Origin of the sequence: Pseudomonas palmensis, assembly GCF_017848315.1 — a bacterium.
Taxonomy (GTDB): domain Bacteria; phylum Pseudomonadota; class Gammaproteobacteria; order Pseudomonadales; family Pseudomonadaceae; genus Aquipseudomonas; species Aquipseudomonas palmensis.
The window spans coordinates 69531-81475 of the sequence record NZ_JAFKEC010000005.1; the positions used below are offsets into that span (position 1 = coordinate 69531).

Annotated in this window: 10 protein-coding genes; 7 read left to right on the plus strand and 3 right to left on the minus strand. The window is 65.7% G+C overall.

Annotation, left to right across the window (positions count from 1 at the left end; all coding sequences use genetic code 11):
• The first annotated feature begins 18 nt into the window (after positions 1–18).
• The 3 genes from JZZ72_RS04870 to JZZ72_RS04880 are packed head-to-tail and all read left to right on the plus strand — an operon-like array spanning position 19 to position 1986.
• Positions 19–474, plus strand: coding sequence for a nucleoside deaminase (locus JZZ72_RS04870; RefSeq protein ID WP_054914318.1), 456 nt, complete (start codon positions 19–21; stop codon positions 472–474).
• A complete protein-coding gene (locus tag JZZ72_RS04875) occupies positions 474–1691 on the plus strand; it encodes a cyanate transporter (RefSeq protein ID WP_210014112.1) in 1218 nt (405 codons plus the stop codon). Before JZZ72_RS04870 ends, JZZ72_RS04875 begins: the two co-directional genes overlap by 1 nt.
• Positions 1692–1746: 55 nt before the next feature.
• On the plus strand, positions 1747–1986 hold the full coding sequence (locus JZZ72_RS04880) for a DUF2790 domain-containing protein (protein ID WP_078481167.1): 240 nt from the start codon (positions 1747–1749) through the stop codon (positions 1984–1986).
• On the opposite strand, the gene dkgB is transcribed toward JZZ72_RS04880, so the two are convergent.
• Entirely contained in the window at positions 1987–2790 is an 804-nt protein-coding gene (dkgB, locus tag JZZ72_RS04885) for a 2,5-didehydrogluconate reductase DkgB (protein WP_043864082.1), read from the minus strand. It abuts the gene before it with no gap.
• A 159-nt stretch (positions 2791–2949) separates the two neighbouring features.
• Between dkgB and JZZ72_RS04890 the strand changes: the two genes are divergently transcribed.
• Complete coding sequence (locus JZZ72_RS04890; RefSeq protein WP_043864081.1) at positions 2950–3570, plus strand: TetR/AcrR family transcriptional regulator; 621 nt, start codon at positions 2950–2952, stop codon at positions 3568–3570.
• Positions 3571–3668: 98 nt separating this feature from the next.
• Here the strand turns inward: JZZ72_RS04890 and JZZ72_RS04895 are convergent, their stop codons facing one another.
• Complete coding sequence (locus tag JZZ72_RS04895; RefSeq protein WP_100632581.1) at positions 3669–3887, minus strand: DUF2970 domain-containing protein; 219 nt, start codon at positions 3885–3887, stop codon at positions 3669–3671.
• A gap of 54 nt (positions 3888–3941) precedes the next feature.
• Positions 3942–7649: a methionine synthase gene (gene metH / locus JZZ72_RS04900; RefSeq protein WP_058540347.1), complete on the minus strand. Its 3708-nt coding sequence runs from the start codon at positions 7647–7649 to the stop codon at positions 3942–3944.
• A 156-nt stretch (positions 7650–7805) separates the two neighbouring features.
• On the opposite strand from metH, the gene JZZ72_RS04905 reads away from it, so the two are divergent.
• The 3 genes from JZZ72_RS04905 (at position 7806) to nfuA (ending at position 11891) form a co-directional block, all read left to right on the plus strand.
• Positions 7806–10103 (plus strand): fatty acid cis/trans isomerase, encoded by a 2298-nt coding sequence (locus JZZ72_RS04905; RefSeq protein WP_054914322.1) that lies wholly within the window; start codon positions 7806–7808, stop codon positions 10101–10103.
• Between the two features lie 111 nt (positions 10104–10214).
• The gene (locus JZZ72_RS04910; protein ID WP_058540346.1) at positions 10215–11249 is read left to right on the plus strand and encodes an acyltransferase family protein; all 1035 of its coding nucleotides are present in this window, start codon (positions 10215–10217) and stop codon (positions 11247–11249) included.
• A gap of 57 nt (positions 11250–11306) precedes the next feature.
• A complete protein-coding gene (gene nfuA, locus JZZ72_RS04915; protein ID WP_058540345.1) occupies positions 11307–11891 on the plus strand; it encodes a Fe-S biogenesis protein NfuA in 585 nt (194 codons plus the stop codon).
• Positions 11892–11945 lie beyond the last annotated feature (54 nt).

The following is an 11945-nucleotide window of genomic DNA, read 5'->3' on the forward strand; positions in this document are numbered from 1 at the left end:
CCTGACAGGAGCCTGACCATGGCCAACGAACATTTCATGCAGCAAGCGCTGGGGCTGGCCCGGGCGAACATCCAGGCCGGCGGCCGCCCGTTCGCGGCGGTGCTGGTGCACCAGGGCCGGGTGATCGCCGAGGCGGTCAACCAGATCCACCTGACCCAGGACCCGACCGCCCACGCCGAACTCCAGGCCATCCGCCTGGCCAGCCAGGTGCTCGGCAGCCCGCGCCTGGAGGGCTGCGAAATCTACGCCACCGGCCACCCCTGCCCGATGTGCCTGGCCGCCATGCACCTGTGCGGTATCGAGCGCGCCTGGTTCGCCTACAGCAACGAAGACGGCGAGCCCTATGGCCTGTCGACGGCAGCGGTGTACGCGCAGATGGCACGCCCGCCGCAGCAGCAGTCGCTGCCCCTGGCACCCCTGAAGCCAGCCGGCGAGCAGGGCCTGTACGCCGCCTGGCGGCAGGTGCAGGGGTGATGCGCGAGCAGGCTCGCAGTACCTTGCTGCTGTTGCTGGTGGTGGTGATGGCGCTGAACCTGCGCCCCATCCTCACCAGCATCGGCCCATTGCTGGAGGCCATCCGCCAGAGCACCGGCATCGGCTACCAGCAGGCCGCGCTGCTGACCGCCTTGCCCGTGCTGTGCATGGGGCTGGTGCCCTTGCTGCAACCCTGGTTGCGCCGCTGGGTCAGCGAGCAGGGCGCGATGCTCGCCGGGCTGGCCGCCATCGCGCTGGCCTGCGCCTGGCGCCTGACCCTCGACTCCGCCGCTGCGCTGATCGCCAGCGCAGCATTGGCCGGGCTTGGGGTGGCCTGCATTCAGGCGCTGATGCCGGGGCTGGTCAACCGCTGGTTTCCTCACCGCCTGGCCATGGCCATGGGTGTGTATTCGGCAGCCCTGATGAGCGGCGGCGGGGCCGCCGCCGTGCTCGGGCCGCGGGTGGCCGAGCAGTTCTCGCACTGGCAGGCAGGCCTGGGCATCTGGCTGTTGCCGGCCTTGCTGGCGTTCGCGGTATGGGCCTGGGTGCGCCCGCAGCTCGAAGCGGCGGTCGGCGGCGCAGGTGCCAGCGGGCACCTGTTCGGCAGCCGTCGGGCATGGCTGCTGGCGGTCTATTTCGGGCTGATCAATGGCGGCTACACCAGCATGGTGGCGTGGCTGCCGGCCTACTACCAGCAGGTCGGCGGCAGTGCCCAGGGCGGTGGCGAGCTGGTGGGGCTGATGACCGTGTTCCAGGTGGCCGGCGCCCTCGGGCTGCCCTTGCTGCTGCGTCGCCTGGTGGATCGGCGCCCCGGCCTGTGGCTGGCGTTGACCGTGCAACTGACAGGCTTTGTCGGCCTGCTGCTGGCCCCGGCAATCGCCGGGCTATGGGTGGCCCTGATCGGCTTCGGCCTGGGCGCGTGCTTCAGCCTCAGCCTCACGCTGACCCTCGAGCACCTCAAGGCCCCCGCCAGTGCGGGGGCGCTGGCGGCGTTCGTGCAGGGCGTGGGCTTCATCATCACCGGCATCGTGCCTTACGTCACCGGCTGGTTGCGCGACGTCAGCGGCGACTTCCAGGCCTCCTGGCTGCTGCTGAGCGTGACGGTGCTGCTGATGCTGCTGGTGACCTGGCGCTTCGCCCCCAGCGGCTATGCGCAGGCGATGGGCATGCCGTTGATCCGCGAAAGCGACGCCAGGGCAGGCATGGCACCACACTGAAAGGGTCGGCGCGCGCCGGTGCCGGGCGTGCCTTCCATTTCACGGGAGAACTGTCATGACGCTGCGAACGCTGCTGCCCCTGGCGCTGTTGCTGGCCGGTGCCGCCCAGGCCCAGACGACCACGGTCTATCAGTACGGCATGCCACTGGACGTGGCGCGCGTGGTGCAACTGGACGAGCCGGCCACCGAGGTCTGCGACGTGGTGAAGGCGTACATGACCTACGTGGACTCTGCCGGCCGGCAGCACACCGTGCAGTACCTGAAACTGGCCAAGGTGTGCACCGACCGCGGTTGATCAGTCCCAGGCGGGTGCAAGCGACTCGGGGTCGACCAGGCGCTCGCCCTTGTCCAGGCCGGCAATCTGCGCCATGTCCTGTTCGCTCAGGCGCAGCTGCGCTGCCTTCAGGTTGCTGGCCAGGTTTTCACGCCGGGTCGAGGAGGGGATCACCGCATAGCCCAGCTGCATCGCCCAGGCCAGGGCCACCTGCGCCGGGGTGGCGCCATGGCGTTCGGCGATCTGCTGGATCAGCGGATCGTGCAGCACCTTGCCATAGCCCAGGGTCATGTAGGAGGTCACCGCGATGCCCTGTTCGTGCATGAAATCCACCAGGGTGCGGTTCTGCAGGTAGGGGTGCAGCTCGATCTGGTTGGTGGCGATCTGTTCGGCGCCCACCACCTCGATGGCCTGACGCAGCAAGGCGATGGTGAAGTTGGACACGCCGATCTGGCGGGTCAGGCCCTGGCGCTTCGCTTCGAGCAGGGCGCCCATGAACTCGGCCACCGGCACGGCGCCCTTGGGCGACGGCCAATGGATCAGGGTCAGGTCCAGATAGTCGGTGCCCAGCTTGTGCAGGCTCTCTTTCAGGCTGGGTATCAGCTTGTCGGCGCCCAGGTTCTCGGTCCAGATCTTGCTGGTCAGGAACAGCTCGTTGCGTGCAACGCCGCTGGCGGCGATGGCGTGCCCGACGTCGGCCTCGTTGCCGTAGATCTGCGCGGTGTCGATGGCCCGATAGCCCAGTTCGAGGGCCTGGCTGACCGAGTCGATGACCACCTGGTCCTTGAGCCGGAAGGTGCCCAGGCCGAGCAGGGGAATAGTCATGGAGTGCGTCCTCTTCTTTGGGATGTAATGCGGTGAGGCGCAGTATCGGACAGCGCACGGCGCTGAAAAACACCGCCCGCGGCACAACTTTTTTGAGCGTGCGGCACGAATCGCCCTGGCGGTGGTAGCCTTGCAGGGTCATCCGCAACGGACCCGCCCATGGCCGCGCACAAGCACAGCATTCGCCAACGCAATGTCGACAGCATCCTGCTGGCAGCAGAAAAGGTCTTTGCCGAGAAGGGCTTTGCCGGCACGGCCATGGCCGACATCGCCGAGGCCGCCGCGCTGCCGCGCAGCAACGTGCACTATTACTTCAGCACCAAGGCCGAGCTGTACCAGGCGGTGCTGTTCGGCTTGCTGGAAGTGTGGAAGCAGGACGCCCTGTGCTTCGAGCTCTACGATGACCCGCGCATCGTGCTCAGCACCTATATCCGCGCCAAGATGAACCATTCCTGGACCCGCCCGCACGGCTCCAAGGTGTGGGCGAACGAGATCATCCACGGTGCGCCGCACCTGGGGGCGGCGCTGGATGACAGCCTGTACGGATGGGCCAAGCTCAAGGAGGGCAAGATTCGCCAGTGGGTCGAGGACGGGCGGATTCTGCCGGTGGAGCCCTCGGGGCTGCTGTACATGATCTGGGCCTCGACCCAGCACTATGCCGACTTCAGCCACCAGGTGAACCTGCTCAACGCGCACCAGCCGCTGAGCGAACCGCAGTTCGAGCGGGCGTTGCAGACGGTGACCAGTGTGATACTGCGGGGGATCGGGCTGGAGCCCTGAGGCTGTACCGGCCTTTTCGCCGGCAAGGCCGGCTCCCACAGGGCCACACATGACCTGTAGGAGCCGGCGTTGCCGGCGAAGGCGCCAACGCGGTCGCCTCAGCGGGCGGTGAGGTGCATCGCCAGCTGAACCAGCCCTATCAGCACCAGGATGAACACCAGCGTGAAGGCCGTGCCCAGCGCAATGAAGTGCGCGGGCTTGCCGTGGGTGAAGTCGCGGGCGCGGTTCTTGCCGGTCTGCACGCCAAAGGCTGCAGCCAGCACGCTGTGCAGCATTTGCCAGAAGGTCGGCGGTTTGTGTTTGGCCGGGTCTTCCATGATCTGCTCCTGTAAAAGGCTTCAGCTCAGTGTAGACCCTTACCTCACCAGCGCTTAGTTGTCGTACCCCAGGTTGGGCGCCAGCCAGCGCTCGGTTACCGCCAGGTCCTGCCCCTTGCGCGCGGTGTAGCTCTGGACCTGATCCTTGTCGACCTTGCCCACGGCAAAGTACTGCGCCTGCGGGTGGGCAAAGTACCAGCCGCTGACCGCCGCCGCCGGGAACATCGCGAAGTGCTCGGTGAGGAACACGCCGCTCGGGCCGGTCTCGCCGATCGCCGTGCCGTCGAGCAGGCGGAACAGGGTTTCCTTCTCGGTGTGGTCCGGGCACGCCGGGTAGCCCGGGGCAGGGCGGATACCCGCGTACTGCTCCTTGATCAGCGCCTCGTTGTCCAGGTGCTCGTCCTTGGCATAGCCCCAGTACTCCTTGCGCACCTGCTCGTGCAGCCACTCGGCGCAGGCCTCGGCCAGGCGGTCGGCCAGGGCCTTGACCATGATCGAGCTGTAGTCGTCGCCCTTGTCCTGGTAGGCCTTGGCCACTTCCTCGGCGCCGATGCCGGCGGTGGTGATGAAGCCGCCCACGTAGTCGGTGATGCCGCTGTCCTTGGGCGCCACGAAGTCGGCCAGGCAGAAATTGGGCTTGCTGTCGGGCTTGATCGTCTGCTGGCGCAGGTGGTGCAGCAGGGCCAGGGGCTGGCCGTCATCGCCGTACACCTCGATGTCGTCGTGCGCCACCTGGTTGGCCGGCCAGAAGCCGAACACCGCGCGGGCACTGATCAGCTTCTCGTCGATCAGCTTGGCCAGCATTTCCTGTGCATCGGCGAACAGGGCGGTGGCCGCTTCGCCCACCACCTCGTCGTTGAGGATGCGCGGGTACTTGCCAGCCAGGTCCCAGGAGATGAAGAACGGCGTCCAGTCGATGTACTCGGCCAGCACCTTGAGGTCGATGTTCTCCAGCACGCGGGTACCGGTAAAGGTTGGTGCCACCGGCTGGTAGGCAGACCAGTCGTATTTCGGCTTGGCCTCGATCGACTGCGCATAGCTCAGGCGCTCGGTGCGCGCGCTGCGGTTGGCGGTGCGTTCGCGCACCTCCACGTAGTCCTCGCGGGTCTTGTGCACGAAGGCCGGCTTGAGCTCTTTGGACAGCAACTGCGTGGCCACGCCCACCGCACGCGAGGCGTCGGTCACGTAGACCACCGCGTCGTTGCTGTACTTGGGCTCGATCTTCACCGCGGTATGCGCCTTGGAGGTGGTTGCCCCCCCGATCATCAGCGGCAGGTGGAAGTCCTGGCGCTGCATCTCGCGGGCCACGTGCACCATTTCGTCCAGCGACGGGGTGATCAGCCCCGACAGGCCGATGATGTCGCACTTCTGCTCGCGCGCCACCTGCAGGATCTTCTCGGCCGGTACCATCACGCCCAGGTCGACGATGTCGTAGCCGTTGCAGCCGAGCACCACGCCGACGATGTTCTTGCCGATATCGTGCACGTCGCCCTTGACCGTGGCCATCAGGATCTTGCCCTTGGCCTCGGGCTTGTCGCCTTTTTCCAGTTCGATGAACGGGATCAGGTGAGCCACCGCCTGCTTCATCACCCGCGCCGACTTGACCACCTGGGGCAGGAACATCTTGCCTGCGCCGAACAGGTCGCCCACCACGTTCATGCCGCTCATCAGCGGCCCCTCGATCACCTCGATGGGGCGCGCGCACTGCTGGCGGCACTCCTCGGTGTCCTCGACGATGAACGCGGTGATGCCTTTGACCAGGGCGTGCTCGAGGCGCTTGTCCACCGGCAGCGAACGCCACTCCTCGTTCTCGACCTCCTTGACCGCGCCGCCGCCCTTGTAGTCGTCGGCAATCGCCAGCAGCGCATCGGTGCCGTCGGGGGTGCGGTTGAGCACCACGTCCTCGACCTTCTCGCGCAGCAGCGCCGGGATCTCGTCGTAGATCTCCAGCTGGCCGGCGTTGACGATGCCCATGGTCAGGCCGTTCTGGATCGCGTGGTAGAGGAACACCGAGTGGATCGCCTCGCGCACCGGGTTGTTGCCACGGAACGAGAACGACACGTTGGATACCCCGCCGGAGGTCAGTGCATACGGCAGGTGGTCGCGGATGTAGGCACAGGCCTCGATGAAGTCCACCGCGTAGTTGTTGTGTTCCTCGATGCCGGTGGCCACGGCGAAGATGTTCGGGTCGAAGATGATGTCTTCGGGCGGGAAGCCCACCTCATCGACCAGGATGTCGTAGCTGCGCTTGCAGATCTCGCGCTTGCGGGCGGCGGTATCGGCCTGGCCGACCTCGTCGAAGGCCATCACCACCACGGCGGCGCCGTAGCGCTTGCACAGGCGGGCATGGTGCTTGAACGCCTCGACACCTTCCTTCATCGAGATCGAGTTGACGATGCCCTTGCCCTGGATGCACTTGAGGCCGGCCTCGATCACTTCCCACTTGGAGGAGTCGATCATGATCGGCACCCGGGAGATGTCGGGTTCGCCGGCGATCAGGTTGAGGAACTTGACCATGGCCGCCTGGGAATCGAGCATCCCTTCGTCCATGTTGATGTCGATCACCTGGGCGCCGGCCTCGACCTGCTGCAGCGCCACTTCCAGCGCCTCGGTGTAGTTCTCTTCACGGATCAGCCGCGCGAAGCGGGCGGAACCTGTGATGTTGGTGCGTTCGCCGACGTTGACGAACAGCGAGCTGCGGTCGATGGTGAACGGCTCCAGGCCCGACAGGCGGCAGGCCCTGGGAATCTCGGGGATCGCCCGTGGCGGGTACTTGGCCACTGCCTCGGCGATGGCCTGGATATGCCCCGGGGTGGTGCCGCAGCAACCGCCGATGATGTTCAGAAAGCCACTGGCGGCGAACTCTTCGATCACCGCGGCGGTTTCGGCCGGGGTCTCGTCGTACTCGCCGAAGGCGTTCGGCAGGCCGGCGTTGGGGTGCGCCGAAACGTGGGTGCCGGCCTTGTTCGACAGCTCTTCGAGGTAGGGGCGCAGGTCCTTGGCGCCCAGTGCGCAGTTCAGGCCCACCGAGATCGGGTTGGCGTGGCGCACCGAGTTCCAGAACGCCTCGGTGGTCTGGCCCGAGAGGGTACGGCCCGAGGCGTCGGTGATGGTGCCCGAGATCATGATCGGCAGCTCGATGCCGTCGTCCTCGAACACCTGCTGCACGGCGAAGATCGCCGCCTTGGCATTGAGGGTGTCGAAGATGGTCTCGATCAGGATCAGGTCGGCGCCGCCCTCGATCAGGCCGCGGGTGGCCTCGATGTAGTTTTCCACCAGCAGGTCGAAGGTGACGTTGCGGTAGCCGGGGTCGTTGACATCCGGGGAGATCGAGCAGGTCCGGCTGGTGGGGCCCAGCACCCCGGCGACGAAGCGCGGCTTGTCGGGGGTTTCGAGGGTCTTGGCATCGGCCACCTGGCGGGCGATGCGCGCACCTTCCACATTGAGTTCGTACACCAGCGATTCCATGCCGTAGTCGGCCTGGGATACCTGGGTGGCGTTGAAGGTGTTGGTTTCGAGGATGTCGGCGCCGGCATCCAGGTAGGCTTTCTCGATGGCCGCGATCACGTCGGGGCGCGAAAGCAGCAGCAGGTCGTTGTTACCCTTGACGTCGCTAGGCCAGTCGGCAAAGCGCGTGCCACGATAGTCGTGTTCCTCCAGGCGGTAGCTTTGGATCATAGTACCCATGCCGCCATCGAGGATCAGTATGCGCTCTTTGAGGGCTTGCTGAAGTGCTTGGTAACGGGCGCTGCGGTCAGACATAGGACTACCTGGTCGGGCAAATACAAAAGTTGCGGAATAATAACAAACCTGCGCGGTTTTTAGGCGTGTTGCCGGTTTGCATGAATTTGATTCATGTTGGCACGCTGCCGCCACCGGTAGAATCGTGAAGCTATCAATACCCAGGACATTCGGCACATGGTGCATCGTTTACTTGCCGGCGCCTTCGCACTGCTCATCAGCGGCGCGGCGCTCGGACAAGCCCCCGTCACAAGCCCGGCTATTTCCTATACCCGGGACATCCAACCGATCTTCACCGAGAAGTGCGTTGCCTGCCATGCCTGCAACGACGCGGCCTGCCAGCTGAACCTGGGCAGTGCCGAGGGCGCCGCGCGCGGTGCCTCCAAGGTGCCTGTGTATCAGGGCGACCGCAGTACGGCGGTCGCGCCGACCCGGCTTTTCTACGACGCGCACAGCGTCGAGGCCTGGCAGCGCAAGGGCTTCAGTTCGGTGCTCGACAGCCAGGGCAGCCAGGCCGCGCTGATGGCGCGCATGCTCGAGCTGGGCCACAACACGCCGCTCACCCCCAATGCCAAGCTGCCCGAGGAGATCGTGCTGGGGCTCAACCGCAACAACATGTGCCCGCTGCCCGGCGAGTTCGACGCCTACGCCGGCGCCCACCCCAGGGAGGGCATGCCGCTGGCCGTCACCGGCCTTACCGATGCCGAGTACCAGACCCTGCAGCGCTGGTTCGCCGCCGGTGCGCCGGTGGAGTACAACCCGATCCAGCCAAGTGCCAGCGAGGCCGCGCAGATCACCGAATGGGAGGCGCTGCTCAACCGCCCCGGGTCCACCGAGGCGCTGGTGGGGCGCTGGCTGTACGAGCACCTGTTCCTGGCGCACATCTACTTTGTCGGCGGCGAGCAGGGCCACTTCTTCCAGTGGGTGCGCTCGCGCACGCCCAGCGGCCAGCCGATCGACCTGATCGCCACACGCCGCCCCAACGATCCGCCCGGCACCGACTTCTACTACCGCCTGATGCCCGTGCAGGGCGTGATCGTGCACAAGACCCACATCACCTACCCGATGGGGCCGAACAAGCTCAAGCGCGTCAAGCAGCTGTTCTACAGCGGCGACTGGCATGCCACGGCCTTGCCTGGCTACGGCCCGCGCCACCGCGCCAACCCGTTCGAGACCTTCGAGGCGATCCCGGCGATAGCGCGCTACCAGTTCATGCTCGATAACGCCGAGTACTTCGTGCGCACCTTCATTCGCGGCCCGGTATGCCGTGGGCAGATCGCCACCGACGTGATCCGCGACAACTTCTGGACCCTGTTCCAGGAGCCGGCACACGACCGCTACATCACCGATGCCGAGTACCGCGGCAAGGCCACGCCCCTGTTGGCGATGCCCGGTCAGATCGACGACGTGGGCAGCATCCTGACCCTGTGGCACGCCTACCGCGACAAGCGCAACGAGTACGAAAAACTGCGCCGCGACGCCTATGCCGACCTGCCGCCACCGAGCTGGTCGAGCCTGTGGGCCGGCAACGACAATGCCTTGCTGACCATCTTCCGCCACTTCGACAGCGCCTCGGTGAGCAAGGGCCTGATCGGTGATGTGCCCAAGACCCTGTGGCTGTTCGACTACCCGCTGTTCGAGCGCACCTATTACCAGCTGGCGGTGAATTTCGACGTGTACGGCAACGTCTCGCACCAGGCGCAGACGCGCCTGTACTTCGACCTGATCCGCAACGGGGCCGAGGTCAACTTCCTGCGCCTGATGCCGGCCAAGCAGCGCAGCGACATCCTCGGCGACTGGTACCAGAACAGCGGCAAGGTCAAGATGTGGCTGGACTACGAGGCGATCGACAGCAAGACCCCGACCGCCCTCAAGCTCGACCCGCGCGACCCCAAGCGCGACTTCGGCCTCAAGCTGGTGGAGCGCACCGGCAGCCTGAACGCCGCGCCCGACCCGATCAACCGCTGCCAGGGCGCGTACTGCTCGCTGCCCGGCAGCGAGGAGTTCCGTGACGTGGAGCAGGCCCTGAGCCGGCTGGCCTCGCGCCCGGCGGCCGGGCTCAAGGTGATCGGCCAGCTGCCCGAGGCGACCATGCTGCGCATCGAAGGGCAGGGCGGCCAGCGCAAGGTCTACAGCCTGCTGCGCAACCGCGCCCACAGCAACGTGGCGTTCATGCTCGGCGAGGCCTACCGCTACCAGCCGGGGCTGGACACCCTGACCCTCTACCCGGGGGTGATGAGCAGCTACCCCAACTTCATGTTCAACATTCCGGCCAGCGACGTGCCCGAGTGGGTCGAGGACATGGAGGCGGCGCGGGACGATCCGGCCCGCTTCGAGCGCATCGTCATGCGCTGGGGCGTGCGCCGCAGCCACCCGCAGTTCTGGCAGTACTTTCATGACCTGAGCCGCTACATCCAGCAGACCGATCCGGTGGAGGCCGGCGTGCTCGACATGAACCGCTACGAGAACCTCTGAAGCAACCGCCGGGCAGATCGGGCTGATCTTTCCCGGCCTTTCGTAGTCCCACCCGCAAGCGGTCCCGATTTGTGCGGGGCCAGGGTGGGGTAACGAGAGACGGGAATCGACATGCTGTTTTCGCTTCAGGCATTGAGGGCGCTCGCCGCCTGGGTGGTGGTCTGTCACCACTTCATGCAGATCTTCTTCGACTTCAAGGCCAGCGGCCCGGTAGGGCAGTTTCTGGCCGATCGCGGTGCGGTCGGGGTGGACATCTTCTTCGTCATCAGCGGGCTGGTGATCTACCTCTCGACCCGCGACAAACCCATGGCGCCCCGGCGCTTTCTGCTCAACCGGGTGCTGCGCATCGTGCCGGCCTACTGGTTCTATACCGGCCTGATGGCGCTGCTGTTGGTGGTGGCCAGCCAGTGGATGCCGCATCAGACCCTGGAGCTGTCGCACCTGCTGCTGTCGCTGCTGTTCATTCCGGCGGAAAACCCCGGCGGCTACGGCCTGTACCCCACGCTCAACGTGGGCTGGACGCTGAACTACGAGATGTTCTTCTACCTGCTGTTCTCATTGGTGTTCCTGGTGCGCCAGCGCCATCACCTGTGGCTGGTGGCGCTGGCGCTGTTCGCGGTCAGCGAGGTGCTCACCGGCCTGGGCGTGCTGGGGCGGTTCTACAGCAACAACATCATCTACGAGTTCCTGCTGGGCGTAGCCATCGGCGTGCTCTACCGACGCGGCTGGATTGCCCAGGGGCTGTGGCTGCCGTTGCTGACCCTGGCGGCCGCATCGGTGGCGATCTACCGCCTGGATGCCTCGTCACGCCTGCTGCACTGGGGCCTGCCGAGCGCGCTGATCGTGCTGGCGTGCATCTCGCTGGAGCCGTATTTCAAGGGCAACCGGGTGCTCAAGGCCCTGGGCGACTGCTCCTATTCGGTGTACTTGATCCATGTGCTGGTGCTGTACGGCGGCTGGTTTGCCAGCGAGCGTCTGGGGCTCAACCCCTACCTGGTGTTCGCGCTGTGCGTGCCGCTGATCGGCGGGGCGTCGTGGGCCAGTTACCGCTGGCTGGAAAAGGGCCTGTACCGGCGCATGAGTGGCTGGTTCGAGGCGCGCCTGGGCCCGGCGGTGCCGGTGGCACTTTCCCGACAGAATTACTAGGACTTTGTTCGCCGGCCGTGTTGGCGTAAACTGCGCACAAGTCTGTGAGGAACTTACATGAGCGCCATAACGATTACCGACGCCGCGCACGATTACCTGGCCGATCTGCTGGAAAAGCAGAATACCCCAGGCATTGGCATTCGCATTTTCATTACCCAGCCGGGTACGAACTACGCCGAAACCTGCATTGCCTACTGCAAGCCAGGTGAAGAAAAGCCGGAAGACGAAGCGGTGGGGCTCAAGTCCTTCACCGCCTACCTGGATGCGGTCAGCATCCCGTTTCTGGAGGATGCGGTGGTGGACTACGCCACCGACCGCATGGGCGGCCAGCTGACCATCAAGGCGCCGAACGCCAAGGTGCCGATGGTCAATGCCGACAGCCCGATCAACGAGCGCATCAACTACTACCTGCAAACCGAGATCAACCCGGGGCTGGCCAGCCACGGCGGTCAGGTCAACCTGATCGAAGTGGTCGAGGACGGTATTGCGGTGCTGCAGTTCGGCGGTGGTTGCCAGGGTTGCGGCCAGGCCGACGTTACCTTGCGCGAAGGCATCGAGCGCACCTTGCTCGAACGCATTCCGGAGCTCAAGGGCGTGCGTGACGTGACCGACCATTCGCAGAAAGAAAACGCCTACTACTGACAGTTATGCCCAATCGCGGGTCAAGCCCGCTCCCACAAGGATCACCGTAGCCGT

Bases quoted from the DNA above. Each gene is read 5' to 3' on its own strand.
- dkgB (WP_043864082.1), bottom strand. From the start codon at position 2,790: ATGACTATTCCCCTGCTCGGCCTGGGCACCTTCCGGCTCAAGGACCAG.
- nfuA (WP_058540345.1), top strand. From the start codon at position 11,307: ATGAGCGCCATAACGATTACCGACGCCGCGCACGATTACCTGGCCGAT.
- JZZ72_RS04870 (WP_054914318.1), top strand. From the start codon at position 19: ATGGCCAACGAACATTTCATGCAGCAAGCGCTGGGGCTGGCCCGGGCG.
- JZZ72_RS04910 (WP_058540346.1), top strand. From the start codon at position 10,215: ATGCTGTTTTCGCTTCAGGCATTGAGGGCGCTCGCCGCCTGGGTGGTG.
- JZZ72_RS04880 (WP_078481167.1), top strand. From the start codon at position 1,747: ATGACGCTGCGAACGCTGCTGCCCCTGGCGCTGTTGCTGGCCGGTGCC.
- JZZ72_RS04905 (WP_054914322.1), top strand. From the start codon at position 7,806: ATGGTGCATCGTTTACTTGCCGGCGCCTTCGCACTGCTCATCAGCGGC.
- JZZ72_RS04875 (WP_210014112.1), top strand. From the start codon at position 474: ATGCGCGAGCAGGCTCGCAGTACCTTGCTGCTGTTGCTGGTGGTGGTG.
- JZZ72_RS04890 (WP_043864081.1), top strand. From the start codon at position 2,950: ATGGCCGCGCACAAGCACAGCATTCGCCAACGCAATGTCGACAGCATC.
- metH (WP_058540347.1), bottom strand. From the start codon at position 7,649: ATGTCTGACCGCAGCGCCCGTTACCAAGCACTTCAGCAAGCCCTCAAA.
- JZZ72_RS04895 (WP_100632581.1), bottom strand. From the start codon at position 3,887: ATGGAAGACCCGGCCAAACACAAACCGCCGACCTTCTGGCAAATGCTG.